The following is a 14,178-nucleotide window of genomic DNA, read 5'->3' on the forward strand; positions in this document are numbered from 1 at the left end:
TCGTTGCTTTGTGTCCGCCCGTAAGACTAGAAGCGCAAAAGGGATGTAAAGATCATTCCGGAGAACGGTGACAGGCGCCTCGCCACCCAGGGATAATGGATCTACCCCCGAAGCCAGAGGCCGAGGAAGCCGAGCGGCAGGTCCGCGACCACACTGGGCGCTGGCCCCCGGTGACCGGTTGGTCGCTTCGAAGGCGGCCGCCGGCCTTCACACCGCCGCCGGCACCCCGCACGCGCAGGACGCCCTGTCACCGGTCGACCGTCTGGCATGCTTGCGGGAGGCTCTGGCCGTGCTGGCCATCGCCCTTGCCGGCGTCCACGGGCATCTGGCCTGGTTCCTCGGCGCGGCCACGACCATCCTCACCCCGGTCCTGCACTGGCGTGCCCTGCCCGTGCAGGGCGGGCCTGCCTTCGGCGCCACGATGCCCCCCCCCGCAGCTGTACGCGGACGCCGACCGCCTCCACGCCACCCTCACCAGCATCACCACGACCTGAGCAGCCACACGGCTCCCGCGCCTGTCGGCGGGCAGGACCGGCCCGCCCCGCAGCCCGGCGAGCCGCCCCACCTGCGCCCACCGCATCCGCTCACCACTCGGTGCGGTGTGCTGACGTGGCGGCGCCGGCGCGCAGGCGGAAGCTGCCCGCCGACCCGCGGAAGCCGAGCGCGCGCAGGCGGAAGAAGGCTGGCGCATCGCGGAACAGCGCGAGTCCGCCGCCCGCAGGGCGCGCGCCGAGCGGGAGGCAGCTGAGGCCGCCGCAGCCGCCGCGGCAGCCCGGGAAGCCGCCGCCCGGGCCGAACTCGCAGCCCAGGAGGCAGAGGACGAGGCCCGGCTCACCGCTCGCGAGCGCGGAGAAGGCCGCGTTGCCCGGATGATCCTCAATGCCCACGCGGCGCCCCCGGCCGACCAGCGTCCCACCCACCCGGACGCCGCGGAGGGTTTGGCGGAATCCGAGAGGGCGACGTCGAGGTCCCGTGTACCTATGAACGCAGAAGGGGCCCATCAAGAGGCCTCGCAAGGGAGGAGAGGCACCGTGTCCGAGTCCGAGTTGCTGCGTCAGCAGGTCCTGGACGTCGAGGTCGCACTCCGCGGGTTCGGGTTCCAGGAGTCCGACGACAACGTGGTTCCTGTGCCGTTCGGAGACAACTTCGAGTGGGGGGTGTTTCTCCAGCAGCACGAGCGCCGCTTCGACCTGTTCAGCGCCGGCCACACCCACACCGCCGGCGTGGAGGTCAGGGTGTGGGCCTCAGAGCCGCCTGCCACAGAGGAGAAGTGGGACGAGCAGGGTGAGGTCGACTTCGAGACGACGACCGGGGATGTCGCCGTGTGGACGATGACGCTGGGCCGGTCGGATCACCTGATCCAGCTGTGCAGGCCGGGGTGGTGGCGAGTCCGTGTCGGCTGCACAGGCCGGGACGAGGTCGCCAGGGTGACGCAGACGGAAGGTGTCGCCTACGGGGTGGAGAAGTATGTGATCGACTTCTGGCCGAAGGCCTGACAAGTGTGGCCGGCGCCCGGGCGCCGGCCACACGCCGGCATCAGTTGATTTTGACGATGAAGCCGTCTTCCTGGCCGTCGAGGATCTGGTTGGCGTTGCAGAAGCCGCTCAGCAGGTTGCCGGCGGCGCCGTTCCGCGCACCGGCAACGGGCAGGACGGAGAAGTTGTTCTTCTCGACGTGCACGTCGAACTCGGACGCTGCGGAGCCCTCATAGCTGGTGGCGAAGGGGAACTCGTCGCACTCCTTGCCACCGGCGGTGTAGTTCGCACCCCACGCGCGGGTGCACTCGCGCACCGCGACCGCACGGTTGCGGTCCCGGCGGCGCCCCTGGTCGAGGAACAGCCGGTGCAAGGGCTCCTTCACGTTGTCACCGGGCACGTTCTTCAGCGCGTTCAACGGCTTGGTCGCCCCAGGGTTGGTGAACGCCTGCTTGATGTGATCGGCCACCGCCTTCTCCGGCGCACCCGCCTTTGAGCTGTACTCGAGAGTGGCGATCATGCTGAACGCGGCACCGCCCTTGTTCGCAGGGTTGCCTCCGCCGGTCGAATTACGCAGGTACGAGGCCGAGTCCCAGCGCGGGGCGAACATGAACGGCTTGGCCGTCGCCTGCCCCGGCCCCACCCAGCCCGGCGGCATGGTCGCGACGATCTGCGGCTGACAGACCGCGGCGACGACATCCGCCGCTCCCGCTCCGCTGCCCTGGCCGGGGGCGTAGCGCAAGGTGTGGGCGTAGTGGGAGCTCGCCTGCATCTGCGGAAGCGTCTTGGTGACGGGCAGCGTGGTGCTCAGCACGGGCCGCGCGGTCGCCGGCCAGTTCTCGGGCACGACACCCTTCAGGCCGATGCGCATGCCCGCGGCGCCGGCGGTGCCGACCGAGACGAAGTCGGTGACGTCGTAGTCGAAGTACATCGTGCGGTCGGACTCCTTGGGGACCGTGCCGCGGATGGACACGGTGAAGGAGCTGGTGCCGACCTGTCCTTCCGAACGGGTCCACAGTGTGGTGATCTGCGGAGCGGTACACACGGCGAACCGGGACTTGAGGTACAGCTGTGCGGTACCGCCCATGTGCGCCTTGCACTCGGCGAGCGACATGGCCCGGGCGGGCTCGGGATACGAGACGGCTGCCGCGCCGCCGGCTGCCATGGATGCTGCCGCCGGCGCCGGCTGGGCGATGGCCGCGGGCGTCGTGGCCTTCCGGCCGTATGCGGCGGCAGGCCCCACGACCTCGAGCGGTGTCGTGACAACCGAGCCGCGCGCACTCGGCTGCCCAGCGAGTCCGGCGGCGAGCTCCTTCCAGACCGGCGGGTCACGGAGATGCTTGCCTACTCCGGCTACGTGGACACGGCCTGACACCTGTACGAGCAGACCGGCAACAAGGACCTGCTGCGCAAGACCGGCCGGCACTGACGACCGGATCGACCAGCTGTGGGTGAGCGCCCCGCTGCGCGACACGATCCTCGACCACCAGCTCCTCGATACCCCCGCCGGCGCTTCCGACCACCACGGGCTCCTGGTCCGCCTCGACCTCGAGCGCGCGGCCCGCGACAACGTCTGGGACTACCGCTGAACGCCGCCGCCGGGGGAGGACCCGCATGACCGACGACCTCGCACACGCCACCGACCAGCTGCTCGCCGATCACCAGGCCGGTACCTGGATCCCGACACCCGCAGAGCAGACCGTCATCGACGAACTCGCCCACGGCGCTCTCCTCGCTCGCCGCGTCCTCGCCGCGCTCACCCGGGCCCGCCTCGACACCGGCCGCCTCGCCGAACTCCTCACCCGCTGGGCCGCGCTCGACCCCGAGGAAGCGATCACCGCGAAGGTCCAGGACCTCATCGTCGCCGTCTATGTCGATGCCCCGGCCGCCAGGTCGAGCCCTCCCTGCGGCAGGTCACCGTCACCGGCACTGTCCATCTCGCCGCCGGGCCCGCAGCTGTTCCGGTCGACTGCGGCACCTGCGGGGCCCGGACCGGCCTCACCCTGACCGCCGACCACGACACCGCGTACTACACCTGCGTCGAAGACCACCTGAACACCTATCCGCGACTCACCGCCGACACCCTCCGCCGAGCCCTTGCACCCCTACCGCGGTCTGAACCGCCTCCAAGGAGACCTGCGAATCCACCTCGCTTGATCCCGCAGGACTCCACAGACGAGTGGTCCTCCGGCCTCGGAGCATCGGCACGCCTCCGCTGGGAAGCGCACTTGCGAGGTGGTCAAGGCGACCGCCCACCGAGACGAAGGAGACCCCCGAGTGGACTGGTCGGTGTCACGCCCGGCGCTCGTGTGCCGCCTCTGCCCGAGCACACAGACCGACCTGATCGCATACGAAGGACGGCAAGCTCTGCGGTGCCGACAATGCAGGAGAATCTGGCAGCCCTACGACACGTCCCCCTCCCCGGCACCCAGTTACCGCACCGCCTATGCAGCGGCCCCGCCCGAGCACGACGAAGACGAGGCGCTCACGGCGTTGGAGGATGGCCTCAACGAGGCTGCCGCAGCCGCGAAGGCGGCGGGGCACCGCCGCCCCGACCCGATGGCCCGGCTGGCCATGTAGGTGAGTTTCGAGAACGTCTGTCGCTCAGCAGCGAGAACGCCCGGCTCCACGGGAGAGTGATGTCGTTGAGTTCTGGAAACACCTGGGTGCTTGCTTCGCGACCATCGGTGTGCTCTGCACGACGAGGGGCCCCGGTGCTGCCGAAGTCCAAGGTCGATCTGTACGCGGCCATCCGCCGTGACGCCAGGGCCGGCCTGTCGCTGCGTGCGGTCATGCGGAAGTACGGCGTCGGCTACGAGATCGTGCAGAGGGCACTGGTGCCGGCGCTGCCGGAACGAGCAGCAGCCGATCAGCTGAGTCCGCCATTTGATCCCTCTCGCAGACGAGTTCTAGGGTCGGACACCTCACCGTCTTTCACCTGGAAGTGTTCATGCCTCGCCAGTCACCGGGCGAGATCAGAGCGTAGTTGCCGCGGCGCCACACGCACGATCGGCGGACACCCGTGATTCGTGGAGTGTCCGCCTCGGCGAACAGGCAGATCGCCGTGTTTGAGCGCGATCGCGGCCTCCCCGCAGGAGAGGTCGCGATCGCGTTCCGCCGCTGGAATGCCACCACCCGACGGCCACTCGGGAACGCCGATCCGTTCTACGAACGCGACGACACAGCCCTCCGCAGAGACGACTACCACGTCCGCACCCTGCTGGAAGTCACACTCCACGCCTTGCGCGGAAAGGCACGACGTGAATTGAGCATGGTCGTCGGCCCCGCAGACGAACGCGTCCTCCAACGCACGCTCTACAACCCCTTCGCAGACCCGGACCTCCCCTGGTGGATGCGTCGAATCGGTGTCTGAACGCCCAGCCGTTTCTACTTCCGTCCGACACTCCCTGGGTTCTCAGGCCAGACCTGCTGCCAGCAGTCGCTGACAATCGTTCCTAGATCTCACCTACGTAGCCAGCCAGCAGGTCCTCACTCTCGCCCTGCGTCTGGACGTCGACGGCGAGGGCGAGATCGGGTTCGACGTGCGCGTGCCGTGCCCGTTCGACTCCGAGTGCAGCCACGCCGCCTGGACGCCGGCCTACAGCGTCACCTGCCTGCGCCGCGCGCTCACCGGCGACCTGGACCACCGCGACGACATCGGCTGCGACGTCCACGGCGGCTACAACGGCGTCGACCAGGAGGCCGACGACCACGCGGCGGGCATGGACGACGACGCGGATGGCGGCACCGACCTGGAAGAGCTGTACGTCGCGGCGGTCCGCGAATGAGCCGCGCCGCCGACGGCCCGCACCCGCAGCCGCTCACCCCGGCCGACCTTCCGGCCGGGGACGAGGGGTGGCACGGCTGCGGGGAGTGCCGCGTCCCGGTCCAGGGCGGCGCGGCTGGTCTCGCCGCGCACCGCCGCACCGTCCACGACCCTCGACGCGACTACGGCGACCGTCGCCGGTCCAGCTCGACTTCTGCTCCGAACCGGCACGCCGAAGGAGACCCGCTCATGGCCATGTCCGCCGCCGCGAGGGAGTACTACGAATCCCACTTCCAGGCCCTGCGCGAGCAGGGCGCGATGAACGCCGCCCGCCTCTGGCTGCGGCAGGCCCTGCAGTACACCACCGTCAACGGCGCCCGCCTGTTGCCGTTCCCGTCCCGGGTGCCCGCCCGGTCCGTGGCCCCGGCGGTCCGCTCGGCCCTGAAGAAGCACCTGGTCCACGAGTACGACATCGCCGCCCGTGACGGATCCCCGCTGCGCATCGTCTACGTCCGGCACGCCCCCGGCACCTGGTCCGGTGGGGAGGAGGTCATCGACGCCTACGAAGTCCCCACCGAGGAGCTGTGCGTGCCGTAGCGGGTGATGGCCTTCCGTGACCGCCCCGGCCCCGTTCGACGGAGGCCGGGGCGGTCGCGGTGGTCCCTCACCGCCGAGAAGAACGAAAGGAGATGGACGTCATGACCCTGCTCCCCCTCTACGAGGTCGACGTCCCGATAAGGAACACCGGCGGCCTGCGCGGTGTGCACGTCTTCACTGGCCACGCCGACAGCCGCAGCGCCGCCGTACGGATCGCCCACGAGGTCTACGACCAGGCCGCCGCCGCACGGCAGGCCGGACTCGAGGTCCCCGGCAGGCGGCCGGACGGCTGGACGGCGCGCGGCTACCGGCCCGGCTGGGAGCTCGACTGGAAGGCGGCGACCGCCGGCCGCTGGAACGACCCGTACAGCTGGACTCGCGCCGACGACGGCGACTTCGAGCTGCAAATCCGCTCCGGGACAGGCGCACATCGGCGTCCAAACCAGTTCGCCTGCCCCGGGCCTCCCCATCCCGTACGAGACGAGAGGGAGATCCCCAGTATGGACTCCGTCCTGCGCACCCAGGCCCGAATCGGGCAGCGCGCACTCCTCCTGACGACCGCGGCCGTGCCGTTGACCGGCTGGGCCGTCCACGCCATCGCCCTGCACAAGAAGATCGCCGCGAGCCACCGCGACCCGCTGACCGGGCTGCTGCGACGCGACGCCTACACCGCCCGCGCCCGCCGGCTCCTGACCCGACGCGGCGACGACACGATCGTGGTCATGGTCGACGCCGACAGGTTTAAGGAGGTAAACGACCGGCTCGGACACGCGGCGGGCGACACCGTCCTCGCGTCGATCGCATCCCGCCTCACAGCCTGGGCGGGCCCGCGCGCTGCGGTCGGCCGGCTCGGAGGCGATGAGTTCGCCGTGGTCCTGGAGCTGCCCGCCGCCCGCCGCGCATTCCGCCTGGAGCAGCTGGTGCGGATGCTGCACACCCCGGTCACTTTGGACGACGGCCGCACCGTCGACGTCGCCGCCTCGGTAGGCGCCGCCGCCCCTGACGCCGTCGGTTCCCGCGACCTTTCCGCGTTGCAGCGGGCCGCCGACGCCGCGCTGTACGGCGGCAAGCACTCGGGCCGCGCGGTCCTGGCGACCACGGCACACGCCACCGTGCCGTCCGTCAACGGGCGCCGCGCAGGCAGGCAGGGCACGGCCGTGTGGGGGCGAGCGGCATGAGCACCGTGACCCTTCCGCCAGCAGGCGACTGGATCCGCGGCATCACGATCCGCCAGCCCTGGACGACCTGCATCCTCGCCGGGAAGGACGTGGAGAACAGGCCGGCCCCCTGGTCCTGGCGAGGTCTGGTGCTGCTGCACGCTGGCGCGGCCACCGAACGGACCCCGCTGCGCGACCCGCTGGTCGCCACTGCGATCCGCGGCCGCGCCCTGCCCACCCGGGCCGTCATCGGCGCCGCCCGCCTCACCGACTGCCACCAGGACGCCGCCGGCACCGCCCCGTGCTCCCGCTGGGCGCAGCCCGACGTTCACCACCTCGTCCTCGCCGACGTCCAGGAACTCGCGCTCCCCGTCCCGTGGCTGCACGGACAGCTCGGACCGTGGCGCCCTACGCAGGACCTCGTCGACTAGGTCCTCCTCCAGCTCCCCAACCTCGCTCCGGAGGGCACCTCATGAGCGGCAACCGCACCGGCGTCCCCAACCCGCCGGCCATCGTCCTCGCCGACGACCGAACCCCCTTCCCCACCACCGACCAGGTCCTGCGCTGCCGCACGGAACCCGACCTGTTCTCGATCGAGGACATCCACAACACCGACCAGGACCCGCGAGCCCGGGAGAAGGCGCTCGCCCAGGCCAAGCACGCCTGCTCCAGCTGCCCGATCGTCAAGGGCTGCCTGAAGTGGGCGCTCGCCAACCCCGCCCTGACGAAGACCGGGGTGTGGGCGGCGACCACCAAACGCGCCCGCACGCAGCTGCGCAAGCAGCTCGTGGCGCGGCTCGGTGAGGACTGGATCGGCGTGGTGGCCGACCAGGACCGGCTCCACCGTGAGCGACGGTGCGCGAGGCGAACCGTCCCGCCGACCGTCCGCGAACTGGCCCCTGCCCGGCTGGAGCTGGAGGCCATCCCCACCCGGCCCGCCCCGTACAACCGCTGGAAGCAGCCCATCACCCCGGCACAGGCGGCGGCCAACCGGCGCGTCCTGGAGCTGGCCACCAGCGGCAAGGCGGCCTGACCGTGTTCACCGACTGGACCGAAGCCCTCGAGGCCGAAGCACTCCCCCTGAACCCGAACCCCGCGCAGCAACTCGCCGCCGCGGCCCGGGCCACCGCCCGCAGCTCCCGCGACAAGGACGACATGGCGCTGCTCCTGGACGTCCTCGGGCTGCCCACCGACACCGACACCCTCACCACCCTGCTCCCCCTCATCCCGGAAACCGGAGACGAACCCACCATGACGAACACCACCGCTACCCCGTCCCTGTCCCCGCACGAGGCCATGGCGATCTCCATGCACAACAACGGCGACACCGAGCAGGCCATCCGCGAGGCCACCGGCCTGAGCGATACCGAACTCAGCGACCTCATCGCCAACCAGGTCCTCGGACTGCCCCGCGCAGCCGCCGACACCCCGGACATCGACGTCCCCGTCATCCCGCTCCCCGTCTCCAACGAGGTCCAGAAGCTGATCGACTGGGCGGCCGCACACCCCGCCGCCAGCGTCCGCAGCCGCGCCGCCCGCATCACCGCCGACCTCTCCGAGCTGTCCGAGCGCCGCGACAGCGAGGCCGCGCAGCGCGAGGCCGAAGAGAAGGTCGCCAAGGCCCGCGCCGAACTGGAGAAGGCGCAGGAGGAGCTGCGCGCCGTGAAGGCCGGTACCCGCTCCCGCTCCACCACGGCGGCCGCCGCCGCGCCGACCCCGATCCGCTCGGGCCTGGGCAGCGACCGCACCCGAGAGGAGCTCGCCGCTGGGATGGTGCCCAAGCGGGTCCTGGAGGCGTATGACGCCGCACACCGGGCGCCGGTCCGGAAGGCCGGCTGACCGTGGCCGCCGACGACGTGATAGCCCTGGACGGCTTCCTGGACGAGGAGACCGTGCCCGGCGACCTGCACGGAACGACGGCGCGGTTCCGCCTCACCGTCTCCCCCCACGGACGAGCGCACGGACGAGATGATCCTGCCCTGCAGCATCACCGACTCCGAGCTGGCGCACGCGGTCATCCACGACCTGGTCCCCGGCGACAAGCTTCGCGTCACCGGCTACCTCCGGCTCCCCCGCACGCCGGACGAGTCGATGTGGCTGGTCGTCACCACCCTCGCCGTGTTGGAGAACGCGCCACAGCTGTCCGACCCGGCCGCCGTCGCTACGGCCGTCATCGAGCGGTACGGGCCGTACGTCTGCTACTTCGACGCCGACGTCCCCGAGGTGGAAGTGTTCACCGAGACCGGCGTCCCGGTCGGCACCGCGCCCGAGCCGACCGGAATCGGCGAACTGCTCGAAGCCTTCGAGCAGCGGCAGGCCGCCGGCGGCGAGTAGCGCGCGCGGATCCGGTTCGAGCGGGCCGCCGGCCGCTGCGAGTGCACGGGCCACTGCGGCCTGGCGCACCCGGGCGGCCGCTGCCCTGCCGTCCATGGGGAGATCCACCCGGACACCGGGTCCGTGGTCGGCCTCACCACCGCCCACCTCAACCACACCCCCGAAGACGTGCGAGATGTTGGTAAGTCCGGCTATCAGAAGTTGTGGAATGGTCCTCCATCCCATGAAGATCCACGGACTTCAGCTGGCTCCCAGTCCGCGTAGAAGTCGTTTGGTGCCTCATCCAGCTTGACCTCCTCCGCGAGCCCTTCCAACTCTTCAAGTTCCTCGTGTTCGACACGCAGGTCGCAGGCCGGGCAGGTGAAGACGAACGGGGTGAACATGACCGCCCACTCATCCTCGTCCACGTGCGTGTCACCACTAAGCCAGCCCTGCGAGTCGCATGCCGGGCAGGTGGCGGGCTCGTCGTGTTCGATGTAGCCGGGAGGTGAGACTCGCGCAATCGTGCTGAGGACGAGCTCGCGTTCCTTCTGGGGCAAGTGGCCGTAACGTTCCGAGAAGACATCTTTGGCCCGAGCAAGTTTGCTCTCCAGCCGGACACGGACAGCTTCCACGTTCTCTTCGAGTAGCCGATCGTGCAGGGACTCGTAACGGCCCCAGTAGGAAGTGTTGATCTTGAGCTCGACGAGCAAGGGGTCGATCAGCCGGAGACACGTGGTGAAGACGGCATTGACCTCTGACCGGTCGTATATGCCACTGTGCGCGACGCCGTTACGAGCATTGGCTAGCGGTCCAAGCGCCCGCTGATCGACCGGCATCTTCTTCCGCAAGATCTTCTGCGCTCGGGCATGGGCTTCGGCCAAGCCGATGGTCTTGACCTGCTCCGCGGGAACCGAAGCGTGTGACCCGTGACCCGTCGCGTGCAGCAAGGAGTTGAAATCCTTGCCCTCCACTACGAGAGCCGGGTGGAGGCTGGCCAGGTATGACTTGAGGAGATGCTCGGCAGCGATCCCGGCGTGGTGGACCGCCAGGTCATGAGACGACGGGCCTTCGGCGAGCGCGGTGAAGGCCGCGATCATCCATTTGCGCGAAGAGAGCTTGAGCTGTTCAGAGTCCATGGCCAGGACACTAGGCGGCCGGAGCGGACACATTGTCGGAAATTCGGTGGGCACTAAGACCGTGTCCTATGTGGTGAGATGGTGAGGGTGTGACGGGCTGACAGGTTGTCGCGGGTCTCGACCAATCGGTCGCGTTGGCCGAGGTGGATGGTGCGGTTGGCGGTGTCGAGCGGTGCGGACCGGCGTGTGCACCGTGCACCGGATCCGCGCACAAGAGGTGCTCGCTGTCGTTCTCGCCGACGGTCTTGGTTGGCGACAGTGCAGCCACGGCCGCAGGAACGGCGAGTAGAGGCCGATCCGTGACGAGATCGAGCAGCTCTTCGACTTCGAGGCGGTCTCGCCACCGACCCTTCAAACGGTCTGATCCGTGCACCAGCGCATGTCGGTCGTCCCAGTCCGTCTCGGCTGCGCGCCTTCTGACCACCGTGCCTCGAACCTTCAGTTCCGCTCGACAGATGAGGAAGCGCAATGTCTGCCACCAAAGGAGCCAAGACGTACGACGTGGCTGTGCTCGGCTGCGGACCCATGGGCGCCGCGCTGGCCCGCAACTTCGCCGCCAAGGGCCACAGGACGGCCGCGTGGAACCGCTCCCCGGCCAAGGCCGAGGCCCTCGCGCCCCACGGAGTGAGCCCGGTCCAGGACATCGACGAGGCCGTGCGGTCCTCGAAACTGGTGGTCGCCTGCATCTCGACGTATGACGCGGCGCGTGAGGTGCTCGCGGGTGTCACCGACTGGAGCGGCACCATGCTGGTCAACGTCGGCACCGGCGCCCCGGCACAGGCCGAGGAATGGCAGGCCTGGGCCGGCGAGCGCGGCGTTCTGTACCTCGACGGCGCGATTCTCTGCTACCCGCCGCAGATCGGCACCGAGGAGGGCCTGGTCCTCTACTCGGGTTCACCGGAGGCATGGGGCGAACACGAGCAGACCCTGATGGCGACGGGCGTCTACGCGACGCTGGTGTCGGGCGACGTCAAGGCCGCCAGCGTGCTCGACGCCAGCATCATGGGCGCGTTCTACGTGCCGGCGCTGAACGCCTACGTCGAGGCGGCGACCTACGCCTTGGACCAGGGCGTCGTCCCGGAGACCTTCAACGCGCTGAGCGAGATGCTCTTCCAGACCTTCGCTGTCATGGCGAAGGAGTCGGTCGCCGCGATCACCGCCGACCAGCACGAGACCGACATCGCCCATCTGAGCGCATACGCCGAGGGCTGCCGTGCCGGGCTCGACCTCATGCAGGCCATGGGCTTCAAGGCCAGGCTGCTCAAGGCCGCCGTGGAGAACATGAACGAGGCCGAGAAAGTCGGCCTCGGAGGACTCGGCTTCTCCGCCCTCACGAAGGTGGCGCGCACCGGCGGCTGAGTCTCCACGACAAGGGTCGAGCTCCAGGCCGCCCACCCACCCAATCGGGGGCTTGCGCGCACAGGAGGCACGTCCACGACTACGCCACAGCCCTGCGCCTTGATGCAGGCGCACTCCTCAAACGCAGCCTCAATGGGCCTATTCTCCCGAAGCGAAACGACAAGCAGCTCTGTCATCACAGTGACGTTCGGTTAGATCGTGTTCTATGTGGTGAGGCGGAGGAGTCGTTTGTAGCAGCACAGGGCGGCGGCGAGGCCGAGGAAGGCCAGGTAGTTGCGGGGGTGCCGCTCGTAGCGGTGATTGAGCCGACGGTAGCCGGTCAGCCAGGACACGGTCCGCTCGATCACCCACCTGCGGCGCCCGAGCCGTTCTGAGGACTCGATGCCCTTGCGGGCGATGCGGACTCCGATGCGTTTCCCACGGAGCCACTTTCGCAGTTCAGGGATGTCGTAGGCCTTGTCGGCGTGCAGACGCTGAGGCTTGAAATGCCGGCCGCGGTGGGGGTCGTGTCTCGTTTGGTGACCGAGCACCATGGGCTTCAGGGCCTGGCTGTCGTGAGTGTTGGCTGCGGAGAGACCGACGACGAGGGGCAGGCCCTGCGCGTCCGACAGGCATCTTGGAACCCGGCTTGCCCCGGTCCACGGGGCTCGGACCGGTGAGTTCGCCCCCTTTTTCGCCCGGACGTGGGCGGAGTCGAGGACCGCTCGTGACAGGTCGAGCAGGCCGGCGTCGTCGAGGCGGTGCAGGATCTCCTCGTGCAGCCGGCCCCAGACTCCTGCACGTGACCAGATCAGGAACCGGCGGTGGACCGTGGACTTCGAGACCCCGAAGCACGGAGGTAGCGCCCGCCAGGCGCAGCCGGAGACCAGCACGTAGATGATCGCGGCGAACAGCGTCTCATCAGGCGTGTCCTGTGTCCCGCCGCCCTGCGGCCGCACCCGGGACGGCGGGATCAGCGGCTTCGCGATCTCCCACAACCCGTCCGGAACAATCCAACTCCACGTACCCCGCCCCATGACCTGCTCAACGACCGTCTCACCACATAGGACACGGTCTTATAGAGCACGGGCCCGAAAACCTTCTCATCATCCATAGAAGCCGCCATCTCACGCGGCAGCGGATCACGCACCCCCTCCGCGACCTCCCGACTCAGCCGCTCCTCCCAGATCCGCGGCGTCGCCGTCAGGTACAGCCGACGGCGCGACGGAATCACAGCCTGGTCGTGAACATCCGCCCAAGCCTTGCCCATCGAGCCCGAAGTCCGGTGCGCCTCATCGACTACCGTCAGGTCCATCGGGGCCAGCTTCTGGCCGTAGACGCCCCCGAAAGCCTCCGCCAGGACCCCCAGCGAGGCGTACGTCGCGTAGATCGTCACAGCACCCGTCCCGTGCCACAGTGCCAACTGCACGGGATTCGTGGTGGAGCGCACCTTCAGGCTCCACAGCTCCGGGTCGTCCCGCAGCGAACACACCGCAACCGCCGGCCCCCTGTGCCCCACCCGGTGCCACTCCCGCACCGTCTGCGCCAGAAGCTCCAGGGTCGGCACCAGCACGAGCACACGCCCCCGAGGAAGCATCTCGCGAGCGGCGAACGCGGCAGTGATGGTCTTCCCGGTACCACACGCGGAAATCACCTGCCCCCGCAGACCACCGGCCGGAATACCCCCAGGAGGGACATCGAGACCGCGCCGGATCGCATCGACAGTCTCGATCTGGTGTGCGCGCAGATCACTCTTCTTCATGACCATGGAAACAAGCTCCTTCATTTCGAAAATGGGCACGCAATCAGAAAAGAAAGTCGGCACAGCGGAAACAGAGACCGGGAGGGGTAGATATATCCAAACTCTACACAGTATAGATCTGTGATGCATCATCCCAAGCACACGACAGGTACACCCCGATAACCGGTGCCTGTCCGCATCCCACCCACGAACACGGCACACCCTACGCGAATGACAGGGGCGCACACGGCAGGCGGGACAGCATGCCATGGGGGAGTAGTTCGGGTGGAGCGCAGCGGAACCCGTCAGCCCGACGGAGCTGGCACACCGTCAAGTCGCCGACTCACCACCTCGACCCAGGGGGAGTGGGCCAGAACCCCAAACGCTACACAGCACATCAGGTGATGCGTCCCACTGCTGCCCGGCGAAGCCGGAAGGGCGGGAGCGCAGCGGACGCCCAGTCACTTTCCCCGCTTGCGGGGAAAGTGACCACCCCTCAAGATTGGAGCGAAGCGGAAATCTCGAATTCCCGCTCGCGGGAATTCGTTTAAAGCGCGCAGCGCTTTAACAGAAATCCGCTTGCGGATTTCATGAATTCGCGAAGCGAATTCCACTAAGCCCCGGCTTGCCGGGGCTTATCCCGCTCCGCGGG

The 14,178-nt window shown here is 69.0% G+C and carries 17 protein-coding genes; 12 read left to right on the forward strand and 5 right to left on the reverse strand.

Features of this window, described 5'->3' with window-relative positions; genetic code table 11:
* Positions 1–584: 584 nt before the first annotated feature.
* Positions 585–887: a hypothetical protein gene (locus ACIRSU_RS12980; protein WP_403791426.1), complete on the reverse strand. Its 303-nt coding sequence runs from the start codon at positions 885–887 to the stop codon at positions 585–587.
* Positions 888–1,031: 144 nt separating this feature from the next.
* Between ACIRSU_RS12980 and ACIRSU_RS12985 the strand changes: the two genes are divergently transcribed.
* The gene (locus ACIRSU_RS12985; RefSeq protein WP_403791428.1) at positions 1,032–1,496 is read left to right on the forward strand and encodes a hypothetical protein; all 465 of its coding nucleotides are present in this window, start codon (positions 1,032–1,034) and stop codon (positions 1,494–1,496) included.
* Between the two features lie 40 nt (positions 1,497–1,536).
* On the opposite strand, the gene ACIRSU_RS12990 is transcribed toward ACIRSU_RS12985, so the two are convergent.
* Positions 1,537–2,640 (reverse strand): hypothetical protein, encoded by a 1,104-nt coding sequence (locus ACIRSU_RS12990; protein WP_403791430.1) that lies wholly within the window; start codon positions 2,638–2,640, stop codon positions 1,537–1,539.
* A gap of 286 nt (positions 2,641–2,926) precedes the next feature.
* On the opposite strand from ACIRSU_RS12990, the gene ACIRSU_RS12995 reads away from it, so the two are divergent.
* The 10 genes from ACIRSU_RS12995 to ACIRSU_RS13040 all read left to right on the forward strand — a co-directional run bounded on the left by ACIRSU_RS12995 (position 2,927) and on the right by ACIRSU_RS13040 (position 9,329).
* The gene (locus ACIRSU_RS12995) at positions 2,927–3,064 is read left to right on the forward strand and encodes a hypothetical protein (RefSeq protein ID WP_403791432.1); all 138 of its coding nucleotides are present in this window, start codon (positions 2,927–2,929) and stop codon (positions 3,062–3,064) included.
* A 25-nt stretch (positions 3,065–3,089) separates the two neighbouring features.
* Positions 3,090–3,482 (forward strand): hypothetical protein, encoded by a 393-nt coding sequence (locus tag ACIRSU_RS13000; RefSeq protein ID WP_403791434.1) that lies wholly within the window; start codon positions 3,090–3,092, stop codon positions 3,480–3,482.
* Positions 3,483–4,509: 1,027 nt separating this feature from the next.
* Positions 4,510–4,848, forward strand: coding sequence for a hypothetical protein (locus ACIRSU_RS13005; protein ID WP_403791435.1), 339 nt, complete (start codon positions 4,510–4,512; stop codon positions 4,846–4,848).
* 169 nt (positions 4,849–5,017) lie between these two features.
* Complete coding sequence (locus tag ACIRSU_RS13010) at positions 5,018–5,263, forward strand: hypothetical protein (RefSeq protein ID WP_403791437.1); 246 nt, start codon at positions 5,018–5,020, stop codon at positions 5,261–5,263.
* The gene (locus ACIRSU_RS13015; protein ID WP_403791438.1) at positions 5,260–5,838 is read left to right on the forward strand and encodes a hypothetical protein; all 579 of its coding nucleotides are present in this window, start codon (positions 5,260–5,262) and stop codon (positions 5,836–5,838) included. The genes ACIRSU_RS13010 and ACIRSU_RS13015 overlap by 4 nt, the downstream gene beginning before the upstream one ends.
* A 500-nt stretch (positions 5,839–6,338) precedes the next feature.
* A complete protein-coding gene (locus tag ACIRSU_RS13020) occupies positions 6,339–7,016 on the forward strand; it encodes a GGDEF domain-containing protein (RefSeq protein ID WP_403791509.1) in 678 nt (225 codons plus the stop codon).
* Entirely contained in the window at positions 7,013–7,426 is a 414-nt protein-coding gene (locus ACIRSU_RS13025) for a hypothetical protein (RefSeq protein ID WP_403791440.1), read from the forward strand. Before ACIRSU_RS13020 ends, ACIRSU_RS13025 begins: the two co-directional genes overlap by 4 nt.
* A 41-nt stretch (positions 7,427–7,467) precedes the next feature.
* On the forward strand, positions 7,468–8,028 hold the full coding sequence (locus tag ACIRSU_RS13030; RefSeq protein WP_403791441.1) for a WhiB family transcriptional regulator: 561 nt from the start codon (positions 7,468–7,470) through the stop codon (positions 8,026–8,028).
* A gap of 2 nt (positions 8,029–8,030) precedes the next feature.
* The gene (locus ACIRSU_RS13035; protein WP_403791443.1) at positions 8,031–8,834 is read left to right on the forward strand and encodes a hypothetical protein; all 804 of its coding nucleotides are present in this window, start codon (positions 8,031–8,033) and stop codon (positions 8,832–8,834) included.
* A gap of 129 nt (positions 8,835–8,963) precedes the next feature.
* The gene (locus tag ACIRSU_RS13040) at positions 8,964–9,329 is read left to right on the forward strand and encodes a hypothetical protein (RefSeq protein ID WP_403791445.1); all 366 of its coding nucleotides are present in this window, start codon (positions 8,964–8,966) and stop codon (positions 9,327–9,329) included.
* Between the two features lie 194 nt (positions 9,330–9,523).
* Here the strand turns inward: ACIRSU_RS13040 and ACIRSU_RS13045 are convergent, their stop codons facing one another.
* Entirely contained in the window at positions 9,524–10,447 is a 924-nt protein-coding gene (locus ACIRSU_RS13045) for a hypothetical protein (RefSeq protein WP_403791446.1), read from the reverse strand.
* A 468-nt stretch (positions 10,448–10,915) separates the two neighbouring features.
* Here ACIRSU_RS13045 and ACIRSU_RS13050 point away from each other — a divergent pair, with 468 nt between their 5' ends.
* Positions 10,916–11,806 (forward strand): NAD(P)-dependent oxidoreductase, encoded by an 891-nt coding sequence (locus tag ACIRSU_RS13050; RefSeq protein ID WP_403791448.1) that lies wholly within the window; start codon positions 10,916–10,918, stop codon positions 11,804–11,806.
* A gap of 203 nt (positions 11,807–12,009) precedes the next feature.
* Here ACIRSU_RS13050 and ACIRSU_RS13055 read toward each other — a convergent pair whose 3' ends face one another.
* Together ACIRSU_RS13055 and ACIRSU_RS13060 are read right to left on the reverse strand one after the other, a co-directional pair.
* Positions 12,010–12,783 (reverse strand): IS5 family transposase, encoded by a 774-nt coding sequence (locus ACIRSU_RS13055; protein ID WP_403791450.1) that lies wholly within the window; start codon positions 12,781–12,783, stop codon positions 12,010–12,012.
* Positions 12,759–13,586: a DEAD/DEAH box helicase family protein gene (locus tag ACIRSU_RS13060; protein ID WP_403791452.1), complete on the reverse strand. Its 828-nt coding sequence runs from the start codon at positions 13,584–13,586 to the stop codon at positions 12,759–12,761. Before ACIRSU_RS13060 ends, ACIRSU_RS13055 begins: the two co-directional genes overlap by 25 nt.
* Positions 13,587–14,178 lie beyond the last annotated feature (592 nt).

Origin of the sequence: Streptomyces sp. NPDC101160 (assembly GCF_044768205.1) — a bacterium.
Lineage (GTDB): Bacteria > Actinomycetota > Actinomycetes > Streptomycetales > Streptomycetaceae > Streptomyces.

Excerpts from the sequence above, each read along its gene's own strand:
- ACIRSU_RS12990 (WP_403791430.1), bottom strand. The coding sequence starts at position 2,640 with ATGGCAGCCGGCGGCGCGGCAGCCGTCTCGTATCCCGAGCCCGCCCGG.
- ACIRSU_RS13000 (WP_403791434.1), top strand. The coding sequence starts at position 3,090 with ATGACCGACGACCTCGCACACGCCACCGACCAGCTGCTCGCCGATCAC.
- ACIRSU_RS13015 (WP_403791438.1), top strand. The coding sequence starts at position 5,260 with ATGAGCCGCGCCGCCGACGGCCCGCACCCGCAGCCGCTCACCCCGGCC.
- ACIRSU_RS13020 (WP_403791509.1), top strand. The coding sequence starts at position 6,339 with ATGGACTCCGTCCTGCGCACCCAGGCCCGAATCGGGCAGCGCGCACTC.
- ACIRSU_RS13025 (WP_403791440.1), top strand. The coding sequence starts at position 7,013 with ATGAGCACCGTGACCCTTCCGCCAGCAGGCGACTGGATCCGCGGCATC.
- ACIRSU_RS13030 (WP_403791441.1), top strand. The coding sequence starts at position 7,468 with ATGAGCGGCAACCGCACCGGCGTCCCCAACCCGCCGGCCATCGTCCTC.
- ACIRSU_RS13040 (WP_403791445.1), top strand. The coding sequence starts at position 8,964 with ATGATCCTGCCCTGCAGCATCACCGACTCCGAGCTGGCGCACGCGGTC.
- ACIRSU_RS13045 (WP_403791446.1), bottom strand. The coding sequence starts at position 10,447 with ATGGACTCTGAACAGCTCAAGCTCTCTTCGCGCAAATGGATGATCGCG.
- ACIRSU_RS13050 (WP_403791448.1), top strand. The coding sequence starts at position 10,916 with ATGTCTGCCACCAAAGGAGCCAAGACGTACGACGTGGCTGTGCTCGGC.